The organism is Vibrio sp. SCP2, from assembly GCF_059295395.1.
This window is the reverse complement of the sequence record NZ_JCAFVV010000011.1, coordinates 45,562-62,870: the sequence shown is the minus strand read 5'-3', so window position 1 is coordinate 62,870 and position 17,309 is coordinate 45,562. Positions and strand designations below refer to the sequence as shown.

Genomic DNA, 17,309 nt, shown 5'->3' with positions numbered 1-17,309 from the left:
AAATGAGAATGCAAAAAAAGAGCCGTAATTAATTACGGCTCTCAGTGTAGATAGGTTTTTATAATCAAATCTTAGGCTTGGATCACCCTTTGTAGATTTTTGGGTTAAATACATCACGTAACCAGTCACCAAGCAGGTTGATAACCAAAACCAAAGTCACCAGTACGATACCCGGGAATGCAGTAATCCACCACGCACCAGAGAAAATGTAGTTAAAACCAATGCTGATCAGTGCACCTAGAGAAGGTTGGTCTACCGGTAGGCCCAAACCTAGGAAAGAAAGTGCCGCTTCTGACATGATGGCATTTGCCACCTGTACCGTTGAAATAACCAAGATTGGCGATAAACAGTTCGGTAGGATATGGCGGAACATAATTCGTGGTGCTTTAAAGCCCATCACACGTGCTGCCTCTACGTACTCTTTCTTCTTCTCAGCCAACACTGAAGCACGAATTGTACGCGCATACTGAGGCCATTCAGCCACACCAATGATCACCACTAGCATGACGACCGCATACTGGCTGTAGAAATCACTACCAAAGCTGGCTTTAAAGATAGCCGAGACAATGATTGCTACCATCATGGTTGAGAACGATAACTGGACATCGGCGAAACGCATTAAGAAGCTATCAATACGGCCGCCGAAGTAACCCGCCGAAAGACCAATCACAATTCCTAGCACAAGCTGTAAACCTACCGCTAGGAAACCAATGGTCAGAGAGAGACGCGAGCCATAGAGAATTGTCGAAAGGATATCTCGACCTTGCTCATCAGTCCCTAACAGAAAGTTCTCATCACCGTCTTCCATCCAAGCTGGAGGAAGCTCTGAATCCATAATATCAATTGACGACAAGTCATACGGGTCAGTCGGTGACAGAATTGGCGCGGCCAGAGCCATCACCAAGAACAACATAAACACGGTAAAGCTGGCCATCGCCACTTTGTCGCGCTTGAAGTAGTACAAGAAATCTGATTGTTTAAATCGCTCCCAGCGTGAAGGAGCTGCTGCAGTTTGACTCATGATTAAGCTCCTTTACCTGTTAGATTTACGGTCGGGTTGATGATGCCGTATAGCAAGTCAACAATGGTGTTGGTGACAACGAAAATCAGACCAACGAAAATAACGTAAGCTGTGATTAACGGTGTATCTACACGGTTGATTGCTTCAAGGAAAAGAAAGCCCGTTCCAGGCCACTGGAAAACAGTTTCGGTCAGGATGGTATAGGCAACCATGGTACCAATTTGAACGCCACCAACCGTTAGCACAGGTAGCATGGTGTTTTTCAATGCGTGCTGGTAGTAAATTTTATTGAGAGCCAGACCTTTTGCTTTACCGAACTTGATGTACTCAGAGCTCAGTACTTCAAGCATTTCAGAACGCACAAGACGAATAAAGAGTGGCAACATGATGGAAGCAAGAGCAATACAAGGTAAAACCAAGTGCGCTAAACCATCAAGAGTAAAGTAGCCCGATTCCCAGCCAAGCAGATTGGCGGTTTCGCCGCGGCCATAAGATGGTAACCAACCTAGCTCAATAGAGAACACATACATCAACATGATTGCGGTTAAGAAAACCGGAATCGAAATCCCGATGCTACTGCCAGCCATGACAATTTTGGTAAATATACTTTTTGGGTGAATGGCTGAGTAAACACCAAGTGGAATTGAACAGAATACAATGATTAGCGTAGCGCCGAACACGAGCTCTAGCGTTGCCACTAACTTATCCAGAATCACTTCAACCGCAGGGCGCTTGAAGAAGTAAGAAGTACCGAGATCACCTTGTAGCGCATTGCCAACAAAGCGAGTGTATTTTGTAATGAAGGGATCATTCAAACCTAGTTCGTCACGCAAAGCTTGGCGCTCTGATTCGGAAACCGACTGACCAACAAGCTCACGCAATGGGTCACCGAGGTTATCCTGAATGGCAAACGCCACTAGACTGATCACAAACATCACTATCAGTGCCTGAAACAGGCGCTTGACCAGAAACGAAAACATTCCTTGCCCCTTTAACTTTCCATAGATTTCAGTCTGCAGAACCAGACAAAACTGGCTGCAACTTTCAGTCTTAAAAATGGCACTTAACCCGACTGAAACAAAGCTAAGCACCAAAAGTCGACCAAGCACTCATTTCGTTGAGCACTTGGTCTAGCTCACTAGCAATTATTTAACTACTAGGTCACCAAAGTATGGGAAGTTCATGCCGTTGATGATTGGACCAATCTCAACATTGCCTTTCGCTGCCCATGAAGGATCTTGCCAATGTAGAGGAACGAATGCCGCTTCATTGTATAGAATCTCTTCAACTTTCTTCAAAGATGCACTACGTTTTTTAAGATCAGTCATCTTGTTGGTATCTTCGATTAGCTTATCAACTTCTGCATTTGAGTAGTGGCCACAGTTGTACTGACCTTTACCCGTTTCAGCATTACGCGTCATTGCTAGGAACTCAGTGAAGTTACCTGAATCTTCTGTATCTGGGTGCCAGCCGATCATTAGCATGTCTGCTGCACACTTATCGAATTCAGGCCAGTACTGAGCTTTAGGCATTGTCTTCAGATCAACCTTGATACCGATCTTAGACAGCATTGCCGCCGACGCTTGAGCGATCTTGTCATCGTTCACGTAACGGTTGTTTGGCGCCATCATAGTCAGTGAGAAGCCGTTCTCATAACCCGCTTCTTTCATCAGCTCTTTTGCTTTCTTAAGGTCGTAGCGAGGTTTTAGGTCTGCGTTGTAACCAACGAAGCCAACTGGGCTCTGTTGACCTGCCGCAGTAGCTGCACCCTTCATGACTTTCTTAGTGATGCCTTCGTTGTTGATTGCGTAAGTAATCGCTTGACGAACACGTACATCTTTCAGTGCTGGGTTGCTGTTTTGGTTCATTTGGAACGTAATAACACGCGTACCAGGCATAGTGTATAGATCTACGCTGTCAGCTTTCTTGATACGCTTGTAGTCGTTTGGTGCTACTGGCGCAATCATATCTACGTCACCAGATAGAAGTGCTGCAACACGAGTCGCGTCTTCTTTGATTGGTACTAGCGTTAGCTTATCAACGTTACCGCCTGAACCATTATCCCAGTAATCATTGAAGCGTTCGAAAGTCACTTTTACACCCTGCTCACGTTGAGTGATGATGAAAGGACCAGTACCAGATACGTTAGTCGATGCGAAAGAGTTACCGTGCTTAACTAGCTCAGCTTTATCTTTGCCGTCTTCCGTTTTACCTGAGTAGAACTTGCTATCCATTGGGAATAGGTAAGTCATGACGTTTTCTACTAGTGGGTAAACACCGTCAGTCTTTACTTCTACTTCGTATTCGCCAACTTTTGAAATCGAAACGATTGGGCCAAAGATACCTTTAAAGTCTGGTGAGCTCTTCAGACGGTCAAACGTCCAAACTACATCGTCAGCAGTCAGCGTGTTACCTGAGTGGAACTTAACGCCTTGGCGAATGTTGAAATGCATTGTTTCGCCGTCAATACGCTCCCAAGACTCCGCTAGACGAGGTTCAAATTCCATCTTCTGGTTAAAGCGGATAAGCGGATCAAATACCATGTGAGACATTTGCAGTGTACCGCCAGATAGCTGCTCATGCGGGTCAAGTGACACTGGGTCAGCGTCATAGGCGACGGTAATATCTGCTGCCGCTGCACCAAAGCTAAGGCCAGCTGCCATTAAAGCCACTGCTAGTTTGCTTTTCATGGTTTTCATTGCATAACTCCTTATGCGGGATTTTCTATCCCTAGTTGTTGTGTTTGCTTCTGTTTATTGCCCGTCAAAACGGGAAAGAATCACGACTTACGCCGTTTTTACTTCTTCTCTTAAGCCCGTAAATTCAGGCATTAAAGAAATCAGTTGCTTACTATATTCGTGCTGAGGTGATCTAAAGAGCTGCTCGGTAGGCGCCACTTCCAGTAGCGTACCCATCTGCATCACACCCACTCGGTCGCACATCTGGCGAATAACGGGTAAATCGTGACTAATAAACAGCATGGTTAGATTTAACTCATCTTGTAAATCTTTTAACAGGTTAAGAATTTGCGCTTGTACCGACACATCCAATGCTGAAGTCGGCTCATCACAAATCAGTAGGCGCGGACGTGTCGCAAGTGCACGTGCAATCGAAATACGCTGTCGCTGACCACCAGAAAATTCGTGCGGGTATTTCACCCCTGCCATTTTGCCCAGACCAACGTGATCAAGTAGATCGTTGACGATCTGACGTGTTTCCGTTTCGCTATTGGTCAGCTTATGGAATCGGATAGGTTCCGCGATGATGTCGAAAATCTTCATTCGCGGGTTCATTGAAGTATAAGGGTTTTGGAACACCATCTGCATTTGACGGCGCAGCGGGCGACGCTCTTTCTCTGATTTGAGAGACGTTAGGTCGATTCCTTCAAAAGTTACCTTGCCCGAGTTCGGCGCATACAAGCCCGCGATCACTCGTGCAATAGTCGACTTACCAGAGCCCGACTCACCAACAAGACCGAAAGTTTCACCCTCAAAGACTTCAAAGCTGACATTGTTAGAAGCTTGGACATACTCACGACGACTTTCGAACAGAGAGTCTTTGGTCACAAAGCGTAGGTTAACGTTCTCAACATTGAGCAACGAACCTGTGTAATCGCGATGGTCTTGGCTTTGACCTAGCCAGTGGCTTTTAACATCGAGCGGCTCCATCTCGTGCGCTTCTTCGATGTAGCTAACCAGCGGGAAGCGATCAAGCTTCATATCAGAGCGAGGTACCGCTGAAATCAGACTGCGTGTGTAGGAATGATCTGGATCACCGAGTACTTTCGCCGTTGGGCCAAACTCAACCAAATCACCACGGTACATCACCGCAACGCGATCTGTTACGTTGGAAACTACTCCCATATCATGGGTAACCAACATACAACCAACGTTGTTCTTGATACACAACTCGCGGATCAAACTCAGAATCTGGTCTTGGATAGATACGTCCAATGCAGTAGTCGGTTCATCGGCAATAATCAGATCAGGCTCACCCGCCAAAGCAATCGCGATAACCACACGTTGACGCATACCACCAGAAAACTGGTGTGGGTACTGCTTTAAGCGGTTCTCTGGTTGAGGAATACCAACTTGCTGCATTAATGACAGCGCACGCTGATATGCCTCTTCATCAGATACCTTCATATTGGCATGAATGGTTTCTTTGAGTTGCTGCTCAACGGTAAAAAGTGGGTTTAGAGAAGTCATTGGATCTTGGAAGATGAATCCAATTTTAGAACCTCGAACGCTGCGCATCTGTTCTGGGGATAAACCAGAGATCTGCTCACCGTCTAAGTAAACATCGCCACTCGCGATACGACCAGGTGGGCTCAGCAAATCGATGACCGCATTACCAACGGTCGACTTACCGGCACCAGACTCGCCAACAACGCCGACGATCTCTCCACGTTCAATATTAAAGGAGAGTGATTTAACTGCGGCATGAACACCATGACGCGAAGGGTACTCTATTCGAAGATTTTTAACTTCTAAAAGTGACATTACCAGACCTCTACTGCTTCGGCAGCTTTCTGCCCTGTCTGAAAAGTGAATCCATTCGTACCAGAATATCATTCTGGCAAATTACAAGGTCATCAATTTGGCAAAAAATTCACAGAAAAGCAACAAAGATAGGATAAAAAGTCGAGTTCGAACAAAAACCAAGCAGCATAGCAAAATAAATATGCAATAGAGCTATATCTTCCATTGGTCATACCTGCGCCAAAAACACTTACCAGACCAATAAAAACGTAACTTTTGGTTATTTAACATCGCATTTGGTTATAACCAAAATAGAATAACCATTCAGTCATTCAAACCCCACCACCATTAACAAATTTAAAACATAACTCCAAATATAATTTCAAATTAGGTCGTTTAGTCCATCTATTTTTATTTATACAGAATTAAATCAAACCAAAAAACCCAAATGGCAAATCTATTATCTACGATTTTTATTGCCTTACTGAAGCTAGTTAATGCTTAAGTATGAGAGATGCGGGATTGCGGGATTGCGGGATTGCGGGATTGCGGGATTATTTTATCCTGCTAGAGATCAAATACCGTCAACAACTTTCGTTGAGTCACCAACCCCACCTCTAGCAGGACGAAGTCCGTTCCCGATTCTCGCGGGCGTAGCCCGATCTCGTAGCGAAGCGTTCCTGGTTTCCCAAATGCAAAAAAGCCTCGTCATTTCTGACGAGGCTTTCTAATAGTGGTCGGTGAAGAGGGATTCGAACCCCCGACCCTCTGGTCCCAAACCAGATGCGCTACCAAGCTGCGCTATTCACCGACTTGTGTTTTATTCTGACTTATCAGAACAGGAAACCTAAGTTACCTAAATAAATGGGGTGGCTAACGGGACTTGAACCCGCGACAACTGGAATCACAATCCAGGGCTCTACCAACTGAGCTATAGCCACCACTGGCTTTGCCTTTGTTTACCGCTATTCGCGTTAAACTAAATAGTGGTCGGTGAAGAGGGATTCGAACCCCCGACCCTCTGGTCCCAAACCAGATGCGCTACCAAGCTGCGCTATTCACCGACTTATGTTTTATCTCGAACTTCATCAAGAATGGAAGCAATGCTACCAGAATAATGGGGTGGCTAACGGGACTTGAACCCGCGACAACTGGAATCACAATCCAGGGCTCTACCAACTGAGCTATAGCCACCACTGAAATTTTTACCGATATACCTTTAGGCGAATGGCACGCCCGAAAGGATTCGAACCTTCGACCTTTGGCTCCGGAGGCCAACGCTCTATCCAACTGAGCTACGGGCGCATGCCCTATCGGCGGAGTGGAATAATACGTATATCACACTATGCCGTCTAGTACTTTTTCAACTTTTTTTATCGTTTGGTGCCTTTTTCGGCAATTAAAGTGTGATAAACCCCTATTTCCCATTAGATACCCCCCTGAAAGCGGGTAACTTGTTGTTTATTGCAACAACTTAACAGGATATAATCACCCATTATTTACATTGATTTAACAGCCAACCACGCTTTTTGGCAAGGTCTAACTGTTGGTCAAGCCACACTCTAATAATGGGTAAGCACGAACTTACCTTCAGGAATGTAAAGTGAGTTTAATGGATATGTCTCGAAAAATGTTAACCGCTTTGGTCGCTGCGATCACTTTTTCTAGCGCCACTTTTGCAGCAAATGTAAGCCAAGAAGAATATGATGCAATTGCAGAACGTATTAAGCCTGTTGGTGATGTTTACCTAGCAGGTGCAGAGCCAGTTAAAGCTGAACCAACTGGTCCGCGCGATGGTGCGACTGTTTACGGTACTTTCTGTATTGCTTGTCACGCATCTGGTGTCAGCGGCGCACCAAAAACTGGTGATGCTGGTGACTGGTCACCAAGAATTGCTCAAGGCCGAGATGTGCTAAACAACCACGCTATTAACGGCTTTAATGCAATGCCAGCGAAAGGCTCATGTATGGACTGTTCAGATGATGAAATCATCGCCGCAATTGACCATATGATTGAAGGGCTATAAGTTCCCTCTATATATAAAGAGAAAAGGCTTGGTTTACACCAAGCCTTTTTTAGTATCTGCTATTCTATTACTTCTTGTTGAACATCGATCTCAAGTTAGCAATATGTGCTTGGCCTTTCGCCATACGCTCTTCCTGCGTCACCGGCTTCTTAACCTGCTCCCATTCCACATCATCAAATGGCAACTCATCGAGAAAACGACTTTGTGTCGGCTTAATTAGCTCACCAAACTGACGACGCTCTTTACACATGGTAAAGGTCAGTTCTCGCTGCGCGCGCGTGATGCCAACGTACATTAAGCGGCGCTCTTCCTCGACATTCTCTTCATCGATACTGGTTTGGTGCGGTAAGATCCCTTCTTCTGTTCCTATCAGGTAGACGTAAGGAAACTCTAGACCTTTAGAAGCATGTAGCGTCATCAATTGAACCGCGTCGCTGTCTTCGTCCTCTTCGCCGCGCTCCATCATGTCGCGTAACGTCAAGCGCTGAACGACCTCTTTAATGCTCTTCTCTTCTTGGTCATAGTTATCTCCTTCAAGGTCAGCCACAATCCAAGAGTACAGATCTGAGACGTTTTTCATCCGCATCTCAGCCGCTTTAGGGCTAGAGGATGTTTCGTATAGCCAGTCTTCGTAATTGATATCACGTACTAACGAGCGCACCGCTTCCACGGTATCACCACGCTCTGCTTGATCGGCAATTTTAACAAGCCAAGCAGTGAAGCGGCGTAAGTTCTCTAGCCCACGCCCACTCAACGACTGCTCCAAACCTAGCTCAAAACTCGCTTCAAATAGGCTTTTGCCACGCATATTGGCGTAACTGCCCAGTTTTTCTAATGTTACTGGGCCAATTTCACGTCTTGGCGTGTTAACAATACGCAGAAATGCGTTGTCATCATCTGGGTTAACCAAGACACGCAGATAAGCCATGATGTCTTTGATCTCGGCACGAGCAAAGAACGAGGTGCCCCCAGATAACTTGTATGGCACCCGGTTCTGCATCAAAGACTTTTCAATCAGACGCGATTGGTGGTTACCACGATACAAAACCGCATAATCTTTATAGTCAGTGCGATTAAGGAATTTGTGCGCAATAAGCTCACCGGTAACTCGCTCTGCTTCATGCTCTTCATTTTTTGCTAACAGGACTTTGAGCTTTTCACCATCAGGAATTTCTGAGAACAGGGACTTCTCATACACGTGTGGATTGTTCGCGATAAGGATATTGGCAGCGCGCAAGATACGACTGGTTGAGCGATAGTTTTGCTCAAGCTTTATCAAGCGCAGATTTGGGTAATCCTCACCCAGCAACACCAAGTTTTGTGGCTTCGCTCCACGCCAAGAGTAGATTGACTGGTCATCATCCCCTACTACGGTTAATCGGCCTCGTTCGCCGACAATCAGTTTAACCAGATCGTATTGACTGGTATTGGTATCTTGGTATTCATCGACCAACAAGTAGCGAATTCGATTTTGCCAACGCTGACGAACTTCCTCATTGGTACGCAGTAGAAGAACAGGTAATGAGATCAAATCATCGAAGTCGAGAGCGTTATAGGCTTTCATCTGCTTCTGGTACATCTCAAAACAGAAGGCAAACAACTGTTGCTGCTCGCCCTTCGCCTGCGCCTTGGCTTGCTCAGGCGTAAGCATGTCGTTTTTCCAGTTAGAAATCGTGCCGAGCAACTGACGCAGTAGATCTTTATCACCATCGAGCTGTTTTTCTGTCAGCTCTTTAAGTAGCGCCATTTGGTCTTGATCATCAAACAGTGAAAATCCGGATTTTAGACCTAATGATTTGTATTCACGCTTAATGATATTGAGGCCCAACGTATGGAAGGTAGAGACCATTAACCCCTTTGATTCATTTTTACCTAATGTCTGGCCAACGCGCTCTTTCATTTCACGCGCCGCCTTATTGGTAAAAGTCACCGCCGCGATATTACGCGCTTTATAACCGCACTGCTGAACCAGATAAGCAATTTTGTTGGTAATAACACGCGTTTTACCCGACCCTGCTCCAGCAAGCACCAAACAAGGGCCAGATACGTATTTAACTGCTTCATCTTGATTGGGGTTCAGCTTCATGATCATCTCAGCGGTAGGAAAAATGTGGCGCATATAATAATAGTGCAACAGACAGATTGCTATGTTTATAGCCAAGACAACGTCGGCTAAATGTTTCTCAACAAGTGTGAATAACAACTTTTTTCATAAATCATTCGATAGTTTGTTGCATATTTGATGACTTCTTAGGCTATAATGAATGAACGTTCATTCATCAACCCACTATATGTCACTGTCTGGTTCTCATTTTATGGTAGATAAAAGACAACAAATCATAGATGCCGCAGAAAAACTGATTGCAGAATCAGGCTTTCAAGGTCTCTCGATGCATAAGTTGGCCAAGGAAGCTGGGGTCGCAGCAGGAACGATATATCGCTACTTCTCTGATAAAGAAGATTTACTGCAACAGGTTCGATTAGCGGTCATCCAACGCAATGCTGAAGCCATTCAGGACGGTGTTGAAGAATTTATGCCGTTAAAAGAACGATTTCGCAAAATGTGGTTAAACATTTTCGATCTCTCGGGGTCAAACATCGGCAACTTAAAGAATCGTGCTCAGTACGACTCTTTGCCCTGCGTCCGAAGCCATGAAACCAAAGAGATCGAACGCAAGATGTTTAGCAAAGTGGATCAACTCTTCACTGAAGGGCGAGAACAAGGGGTATTTAAGCCCCTAGAAAACCCAGTGTTGGCTGCACTTAGTTTAGAAGTCAGTGTCACTCTGGCACGTAAGCAATCTCTCGGATATTACCAACTTGACCAAGACGCCATTGACGCAGCGATCGAAGCAAGTTGGGATGCGATTATAAAACACTAATTTGGAGTTCTAATCAGAATGAAAAAGTGGACTTTCTTTATGTTACTTATCGCGATACTGCTGTTCGGCAGTGTGATAGGTTTCAATCTATTCAAACAACAGAAGATCGCTGAATACATGGCGAATCGTCCTGAGCCAGAGTTTCCTGTCACGGTAACCGAAGTAAACCCTGTGGACTGGGTACCTGTGATTGAAGCGATCGGCTTCATCGAGCCAAACCAAGGTGTGACCATTGCTAACGAAACTAGCGGTGTGATCGACAAAATTGCTTTTGAATCAGGCACTCAAGTTGAAGAAGGCCAGCCATTGGTTTTGCTTGACTCTGATGTAGAGAAAGCCAACCTTAAGAGCTCGCAAGCTAAGCTACCGGCAGCCGAAGCTAAATACAAACGCTACCAAGGTCTGTACAAGAAAGGCTCTATTTCTAAAGAAGCGTATGATGAAGCGGAAGCAAACTACTTCTCGCTTAAAGCGGATATTGAAAGCCTAAAAGCATCAATCGATCGCCGTGAAATCAAAGCACCATTTGCGGGTGTGGTTGGTATTCGTAACGTTTACTTAGGTCAGTACCTGCAATCGGGTACCGATATTGTTCGTCTAGAAGATACGAGCGTTATGCGCCTACGCTTCACAGTGCCACAAACGGATATCTCACGCATCTCTCTTGATCAGGAAGTCGATATCTTTGTTGATGCTTACCCAGAGAAACCATTTAAGGGTTCTATCTCAGCGATCGAGCCTGCGGTAAACATTCAAAGTGGTCTGATTCAGGTACAAGCGGATATCCCGAACAGTGACGGTAAGCTACGTAGTGGTATGTTCGCACGTGCAAATATCATTCTGCCTAAACTAGAAAACCAAGTAACGCTACCTCAAACCGCCATTACTTTCACGCTATACGGTGACAACGTGTACATCATTAGCGAAGAGAACGGCGAGAAGCGCGTTAAGCAACAAGTGGTTAAAGTAGGTGAACGCACTAAAGATATCGCCCACATCCTAGAAGGTGTGAAAGCGGGTGATGTTGTGGTGACTTCCGGTCAGGTTCGTCTAAGTAACGACGCGAAAGTTCGTGTAGTAGAAAGCGATGCAACTACTCCACCAGCTGAAACACCAATGCTGTAATTGGAGGCCTCATGCGCTTTACTGATGTTTTTATTAAACGTCCAGTTTTAGCGGTATCGATCAGTTTCTTGATCGCCCTGCTTGGTCTCCAAGCGGTGTTCAAGATGCAGGTTCGCGAATACCCTGAAATGACAAACACCGTTGTCACCGTAGATACCAGTTACTACGGCGCGAGTGCCGATTTGATCCAAGGCTTTATTACTCAGCCACTGGAGCAAGCGGTCGCGCAGGCAGACAACATCGACTATATGACTTCGTCTTCGGTACTGGGTAAATCCACCATTACCGTCAACATGAAGCTCAATACCGACCCGAATGCGGCGCTGTCTGACATTCTGGCGAAGACTAACTCGGTTCGCTCTCAACTTCCAAAAGAAGCAGAAGACCCAACCGTAACCATGTCGACAGGTTCAACAACGGCGGTACTCTACATTGGTTTCACCAGTGACGAGCTATCATCAAGTCAAATTACCGATTACCTAGAGCGTGTAATCAACCCGCAGCTATTCACTGTTAACGGTGTGTCTAAGGTTGACCTCTACGGTGGTATGAAATACGCACTGCGTATTTGGCTAGATCCTGCCAAGATGGCGGCGCTAGGCTTGACCGCAACCGACGTAATGAATGTGCTTAATGCCAACAACTACCAGTCAGCGACTGGTCAAGCAATTGGTGAGTTCGTACTTTACAACGGTAGCGCAGATACTCAGGTATCTAACGTAGAAGAGCTCTCTAACCTAGTTGTGAGTACTGACGAAGGTAACGTTACTCGTCTAAGTGATATTGCCAAAGTATCGCTTGAGAAGAGCCACGATGTTTACCGTGCAAGTGCTAACGGACAAGAAGCCGTCGTTGCGGCTATTAACGCAGCGCCAAGTGCTAACCCAATCAACATCGCAGCCGATGTACTTGATTTGCTACCTCAATTAGAGCGTAACCTGCCAAGTACCATCAAAATGAACGTGATGTACGACTCAACGATTGCGATTAACGAGTCGATTAACGAAGTAATCAAAACGATTGTTGAAGCAGCACTTATCGTACTAGTGGTTATTACCCTGTTCCTAGGTTCATTCCGTGCGGTAATCATCCCTATCGTTACTATCCCACTGTCTCTGATTGGTGTGGCAATGGTAATGCAAGCGATGGGCTTCTCATGGAACCTAATGACGCTACTGGCAATGGTACTCGCCATCGGTCTGGTAGTAGATGATGCGATCGTTGTACTGGAAAACGTCGACCGTCACATCAAACTGGGTGAGTCACCATTCCGCGCTGCGATTATTGGTACTCGTGAAATTGCCGTCCCTGTTATCGCAATGACGCTCACGTTGGGTGCGGTATATGCACCAATTGCCTTGATGGGTGGTATTACCGGCTCGCTGTTTAAAGAGTTCGCCTTAACCCTTGCCGGTTCCGTATTTGTCTCCGGTATTGTGGCACTGACTCTTTCACCTATGATGTGTTCAAAGATGCTTAAGGCCAATGAAGAGCCAAGCAAATTTGAGACAAAAGTACATAGCGTGCTTGATGGCATGACTAACCGCTACGCGAAGATGCTTGGCGCAGTTATGCAGCATCGCCCAGTAGTGATTGCTTTCGCTATCATCGTATTTGCCAGTCTACCAATGCTGTTTAAGTTCATCCCAAGTGAACTGGCACCATCGGAAGATAAAGGCGTAGTGATGCTGATGGGTACAGCACCATCAAACGCAAACTTGGACTTCATGCAAAACACCATGAATGACGTCAACAAGATTCTGTCTGATCAGCCAGAAGTTGCGTTTGCACAGGTGTTCACTGGTGTACCAAACTCAAACCAAGCATTTGGTATTGCCTCTATGGTGCCTTGGAGTGAGCGTGAAGCCAGTCAGTCTGAAGTAGCAAACCGAGTAGGTGGATTAGTATCGAACGTACCTGGTATGGCAGTAACAGCATTCCAGATGCCAGAGCTACCAGGTGCGGGTTCAGGTCTACCAATTCAGTTTGTTATCACAACGCCAAATGCGTTTGAAAGCTTGTTTGCAGTAACCACTGACATTCTGGCTGAAGTACAAACTAACCCACTTTTCGTGTATTCAGATCTCGACCTGAACTACGACTCTGCGACGATGAAAATCAGCATCGACAAAGATAAAGCAGGTGCGTACGGCGTGACCATGCAAGATATCGGTATTACGCTAAGTACAATGATGGCAGATGGCTACGTAAACCGTATCGACCTTAACGGACGTTCGTACGAAGTTATCCCTCAGGTAGAACGTAAGTGGCGTCTAAACCCAGAGTCGATGAACAACTTCTACGTTAAAGCAGCTGATGGTAAAGCGGTGCCTCTAGGTAGCTTAATTACGATTGATGTTGTCGCAGAACCTCGTTCACTGCCTCACTTCAACCAGCTAAACTCAGCAACCATTGGTGCGGTTCCAGCTCCTGGTGCGGCTATGGGTGATGCAATTGCATGGTTTGAAGACATTGCAGCGAGCAAACTACCAAGCGGTTACAACCATGACTACATGGGTGAAGCACGTCAGTACGTAACAGAAGGTAGCGCACTATACGCAACATTCGGTCTGGCACTAGCAATCATCTTCTTGGTACTGGCAATTCAGTTCGAGTCGGTGAAAGATCCACTAGTTATCATGGTTTCTGTACCATTGGCTATCTGTGGTGCCTTGATTGCTCTGGCATGGGGTGCGGCTTCGATGAACATCTACTCTCAGGTAGGTCTGATTACTCTGGTTGGTCTTATCACCAAGCACGGTATCTTGATCTGTGAGGTAGCGAAAGAAGAGCAGCTACACAACAAACTGAGCAAGACAGAAGCGGTAATGGAAGCGGCGAAAGTTCGTCTACGCCCTATCCTGATGACGACAGCTGCGATGATTGCTGGTCTTATCCCGCTAATGTACGCAACTGGCGCAGGTGCAGCTCAGCGCTTTAGTATCGGTATCGTAATCGTTGCTGGTCTAGCGATTGGTACAATCTTTACGCTATTCGTACTGCCTGTGATTTACAGCTACCTAGCTGAAAAACATAAGCCTCTACCAGTGTTTGTTGAAGACAAAGACTTGGAAAAGCTAGCACGAATTGATGAAGCAAAAGCCGCACATCGTGAACGGGCAGAGAACAAATAATCAGTCACTTCTGTTAAAGGCCACTTCGGTGGCCTTTTTTGTACCTGTCATTTCGGTAACTATCCCGCTCAATAGCTGAGCAACTATTTATTCTAATTGGTATAACAGCTTCGAATTTTTACTATCGAAGTAGCGACTTTCACCTATCAATTACATAGAATGAGCACAAATAGAAAGGAGTTTTAGTCACCATGTTTGACCCAAAGAAACTAGAGCAAATCGCTAAACAAATTCACGATTCAATGCCAGCACCAGTCAAAGAGCTTGGTGCAGATGTTGACCAAAAAGTTCGCCAAGTCATCCAAGGCCAACTTAACAAGCTAGACGTAGTTAGCCGCGAAGAGTTTGATGTTCAGACTCAAGTCCTTCTGCGCACTCGTCAAAAGCTGACTGAGATGGAAAAGAAGCTCGCGGATTTAGAAGAGAAGCTTGCGGATAAGTAAGCTGAAAGGCTAGAGAATCCTGAGGGCTGACGTGAGAACGTCGGCCCTTTTTGTTTGTGAACGCCGTGCTACGGAGTTTGGATGCGGGAACGGACTTCGTCCTATGGAGAGCTGGAGAGCTGGAGAGCTGGAGAGCTGGAGAGCTGGAGAGCTGGAGAGCTGGAGAGCTGGAGAGCTGGAGAGCTGGAGAGCTGGAGAGCATGCACATTATCTCTCTCTTTAGGAACAAATCATGTCACCTTTCTTGTAACAGTAGTTCTATCGCTTTCCTATCAACATCCTCTTCCGGAAGGACGAAGTCCGTTCTCGAATCTCGGAGCGAAGCGTTCTAGCATCTCGCAGGGCGAAGCCCGTTCCAAGCGCGTTGCGCTGCCCCAAACAAAAAGGCTTGGTCAACGGAGACCAAGCCTTTTAATTAGATGTTGTGTTTTATTTTGTATTTATCACCCCAGTCTGTCTGGAGTTCTTTACTAACCTAGGTTAGTGAATTACGAAGAATTAAGATTTTATTTCTAGGAGAAGGCGCGGAGTTTGCGCGAGCAAATGAGCACCTTCGACACCGAAATTAAGCCTTAAGGCAAGTAATTAGCCGCCTACCGCGATGTTCTTCATATCTGTCATATAACCACGTAGCTCTTCACCGATGTACTCTACTGGGTGGTTACGAATAGTATTGTTCACAGCGATTAGCGTTGCGTTATCTACTTGGTTAGACGTCTCGTCTAGACCTTTACCGATTACGTCTGTACCTACTGAAGGCATGAACTTCTCACGTAGTAGCGGCGTTGCTACGTTAGCGAATAGGTAGTTACCGTATTCCGCTGTGTCTGAGATTACTACGTTCATTTCGTATAGACGCTTACGTGCTACTGTGTTTGCGATTAGTGGTAGCTCGTGGAGAGATTCGTAGTACGCAGACTCATCGATGATGCCTGATGCTGTCATTGCTTCGAATGCGAGTTCAACACCGGCACGAACCATTGCTACTAGTAGGATACCGTTGTCGAAGTACTCTTGCTCAGAGATTTCGATATCGCCTGCTGGGTAGTTTTCAAATGCTGTTTCGCCTGTCTCTTCACGCCAGCCTAGTAGGTTTGCGTCATCGTTAGCCCAGTCAGCCATCATAGTGCTTGAGAACTCACCTGTGATGATGTCATCCATGTGCTTGTTGTAAAGCGGACGCATTAGCTCTTTTAGCTCTTCAGAAAGCTCAAATGCTTTGATTTTCGCTGGGTTAGATAGACGATCCATCATGTGAGTGATGCCACCGAACTTCAGTGCTTCCGTGATGGTTTCCCAACCGTATTGTAGAAGTTTACCTGCGTAGCTTGGGTCGATGCCGTCAGCAACCATCTTCTCGTAAGAAACGATAGAGCCCGCTTGTAGCATGCCACATAGGATAGTTTGCTCACCCATTAGGTCAGATTTAACTTCCGCTACGAATGAAGACTCTAGACAACCTGCGCGGTGACCGCCTGTACCTGCTGCCCATGCTTTCGCGATATCCCAACCTTCACCTTTTGGATCATTCTCTGGGTGAACAGCGATTAGCGTTGGTACACCGAAGCCACGCTTGTACTCTTCACGTACTTCTGTACCTGGACACTTAGGTGCAACCATCACAACTGTTAGGTCTTTACGAATTTGCATACCTTCTTCAACTACGTTGAAGCCGTGTGAGTAACCTAGTGCTGCGCCTTCTTTCATTAGCGGCATTACTGTTTCAACTACGTTAGTGTGCTGCTTATCTGGCGTAAGGTTGATTACTAGGTCTGCTTCAGGGATTAGCGTTTCGTAGCTTGCTACTTCAAAACCGTTCTCTTTTGCGTTCTTGAAAGATTGACGCTGCTCGTCAATTGCCGCCTGACGTAATGCGTACGCTACGTTTAGGCCTGAGTCACGCATGTTTAGACCTTGGTTTAGGCCTTGAGCACCACAACCAACAATAACCACTTTCTTACCTTTCAGGTAATCAGCTTCAGTTGCGAACTCGCTGCGATCCATAAAACGACAACGACCTAGTTGGTCTAGCTGCTCGCGTAGGTTTAAAGTGTTGAAATAGTTAGCCATCAGGGCGCTCCTTTAAAGAATTTTTCCGTTGAGGTCGGTAGCTTGGGTACCGAATAAGTCCATACTAAAACAGGTATTTAGTTGCTTAAAGTGATATATTCACAATTAGTAATTGCAATTAATGCAA

11 protein-coding genes and 5 tRNA genes are annotated in these 17,309 nt (G+C 45.8%); 5 read left to right on the top strand and 11 right to left on the bottom strand.

Translation table 11 applies throughout. The features are described from left to right. Window positions 1-82: 82 nt before the first annotated feature. The 9 genes from AC5O63_RS20175 to AC5O63_RS20135 all read right to left on the bottom strand — a co-directional run bounded on the left by AC5O63_RS20175 (window position 83) and on the right by AC5O63_RS20135 (window position 6,807). Window positions 83-1,021 carry an ABC transporter permease gene (locus AC5O63_RS20175; RefSeq protein WP_171325865.1) on the bottom strand — a complete coding sequence of 313 codons (939 nt, stop codon included), beginning with the start codon at window positions 1,019-1,021 and terminating at the stop codon, window positions 83-85. A gap of 2 nt (window positions 1,022-1,023) precedes the next feature. Further along, window positions 1,024-2,001 carry an ABC transporter permease gene (locus tag AC5O63_RS20170; protein ID WP_004745530.1) on the bottom strand — a complete coding sequence of 326 codons (978 nt, stop codon included), beginning with the start codon at window positions 1,999-2,001 and terminating at the stop codon, window positions 1,024-1,026. Between the two features lie 165 nt (window positions 2,002-2,166). After that, entirely contained in the window at window positions 2,167-3,720 is a 1,554-nt protein-coding gene (locus tag AC5O63_RS20165; RefSeq protein ID WP_004745531.1) for an ABC transporter substrate-binding protein, read from the bottom strand. A gap of 87 nt (window positions 3,721-3,807) precedes the next feature. Then, window positions 3,808-5,523 (bottom strand): dipeptide ABC transporter ATP-binding protein, encoded by a 1,716-nt coding sequence (locus AC5O63_RS20160; RefSeq protein ID WP_004745532.1) that lies wholly within the window; start codon window positions 5,521-5,523, stop codon window positions 3,808-3,810. 713 nt (window positions 5,524-6,236) lie between these two features. Further along, window positions 6,237-6,313: transfer RNA gene (locus tag AC5O63_RS20155), tRNA-Pro, on the bottom strand. 54 nt (window positions 6,314-6,367) lie between these two features. Then, a tRNA-His gene (locus tag AC5O63_RS20150) sits at window positions 6,368-6,443 on the bottom strand. Between the two features lie 46 nt (window positions 6,444-6,489). Then, window positions 6,490-6,566: transfer RNA gene (locus AC5O63_RS20145), tRNA-Pro, on the bottom strand. 54 nt (window positions 6,567-6,620) lie between these two features. Beyond that, a tRNA-His gene (locus AC5O63_RS20140) sits at window positions 6,621-6,696 on the bottom strand. A 34-nt stretch (window positions 6,697-6,730) separates the two neighbouring features. Next, window positions 6,731-6,807 (bottom strand) — tRNA-Arg (locus AC5O63_RS20135). A gap of 307 nt (window positions 6,808-7,114) precedes the next feature. Between AC5O63_RS20135 and AC5O63_RS20130 the strand changes: the two genes are divergently transcribed. Beyond that, window positions 7,115-7,528, top strand: coding sequence for a c-type cytochrome (locus tag AC5O63_RS20130; protein ID WP_171802241.1), 414 nt, complete (start codon window positions 7,115-7,117; stop codon window positions 7,526-7,528). Window positions 7,529-7,595: 67 nt separating this feature from the next. Here AC5O63_RS20130 and rep read toward each other — a convergent pair whose 3' ends face one another. Continuing rightward, entirely contained in the window at window positions 7,596-9,614 is a 2,019-nt protein-coding gene (gene rep / locus AC5O63_RS20125; RefSeq protein WP_494506065.1) for a DNA helicase Rep, read from the bottom strand. Between the two features lie 178 nt (window positions 9,615-9,792). Between rep and AC5O63_RS20120 the strand changes: the two genes are divergently transcribed. The 4 genes from AC5O63_RS20120 to ubiK all read left to right on the top strand — a co-directional run bounded on the left by AC5O63_RS20120 (window position 9,793) and on the right by ubiK (window position 15,112). Then, window positions 9,793-10,410 (top strand): TetR/AcrR family transcriptional regulator, encoded by a 618-nt coding sequence (locus AC5O63_RS20120; RefSeq protein WP_004745535.1) that lies wholly within the window; start codon window positions 9,793-9,795, stop codon window positions 10,408-10,410. A gap of 18 nt (window positions 10,411-10,428) precedes the next feature. Continuing rightward, a complete protein-coding gene (locus AC5O63_RS20115) occupies window positions 10,429-11,535 on the top strand; it encodes an efflux RND transporter periplasmic adaptor subunit (protein ID WP_004745536.1) in 1,107 nt (368 codons plus the stop codon). A gap of 11 nt (window positions 11,536-11,546) precedes the next feature. Next, entirely contained in the window at window positions 11,547-14,669 is a 3,123-nt protein-coding gene (locus tag AC5O63_RS20110) for a multidrug efflux RND transporter permease subunit (RefSeq protein ID WP_494506064.1), read from the top strand. Window positions 14,670-14,860: 191 nt separating this feature from the next. Continuing rightward, complete coding sequence (gene ubiK, locus AC5O63_RS20105; protein ID WP_004745538.1) at window positions 14,861-15,112, top strand: ubiquinone biosynthesis accessory factor UbiK; 252 nt, start codon at window positions 14,861-14,863, stop codon at window positions 15,110-15,112. 585 nt (window positions 15,113-15,697) lie between these two features. Here ubiK and ilvC read toward each other — a convergent pair. Beyond that, window positions 15,698-17,182: a ketol-acid reductoisomerase gene (gene ilvC / locus AC5O63_RS20100; protein WP_494506063.1), complete on the bottom strand. Its 1,485-nt coding sequence runs from the start codon at window positions 17,180-17,182 to the stop codon at window positions 15,698-15,700. Window positions 17,183-17,309 lie beyond the last annotated feature (127 nt).

Excerpts from the sequence above, each read along its gene's own strand:
- AC5O63_RS20130 (WP_171802241.1), top strand. The coding sequence starts at position 7,115 with ATGGATATGTCTCGAAAAATGTTAACCGCTTTGGTCGCTGCGATCACT.
- rep (WP_494506065.1), bottom strand. The coding sequence starts at position 9,614 with ATGAAGCTGAACCCCAATCAAGATGAAGCAGTTAAATACGTATCTGGC.
- AC5O63_RS20175 (WP_171325865.1), bottom strand. The coding sequence starts at position 1,021 with ATGAGTCAAACTGCAGCAGCTCCTTCACGCTGGGAGCGATTTAAACAA.
- AC5O63_RS20170 (WP_004745530.1), bottom strand. The coding sequence starts at position 2,001 with ATGTTTTCGTTTCTGGTCAAGCGCCTGTTTCAGGCACTGATAGTGATG.
- AC5O63_RS20115 (WP_004745536.1), top strand. The coding sequence starts at position 10,429 with ATGAAAAAGTGGACTTTCTTTATGTTACTTATCGCGATACTGCTGTTC.
- AC5O63_RS20120 (WP_004745535.1), top strand. The coding sequence starts at position 9,793 with ATGAACGTTCATTCATCAACCCACTATATGTCACTGTCTGGTTCTCAT.
- AC5O63_RS20160 (WP_004745532.1), bottom strand. The coding sequence starts at position 5,523 with ATGTCACTTTTAGAAGTTAAAAATCTTCGAATAGAGTACCCTTCGCGT.
- AC5O63_RS20165 (WP_004745531.1), bottom strand. The coding sequence starts at position 3,720 with ATGAAAACCATGAAAAGCAAACTAGCAGTGGCTTTAATGGCAGCTGGC.
- AC5O63_RS20110 (WP_494506064.1), top strand. The coding sequence starts at position 11,547 with ATGCGCTTTACTGATGTTTTTATTAAACGTCCAGTTTTAGCGGTATCG.
- ubiK (WP_004745538.1), top strand. The coding sequence starts at position 14,861 with ATGTTTGACCCAAAGAAACTAGAGCAAATCGCTAAACAAATTCACGAT.
- ilvC (WP_494506063.1), bottom strand. The coding sequence starts at position 17,182 with ATGGCTAACTATTTCAACACTTTAAACCTACGCGAGCAGCTAGACCAA.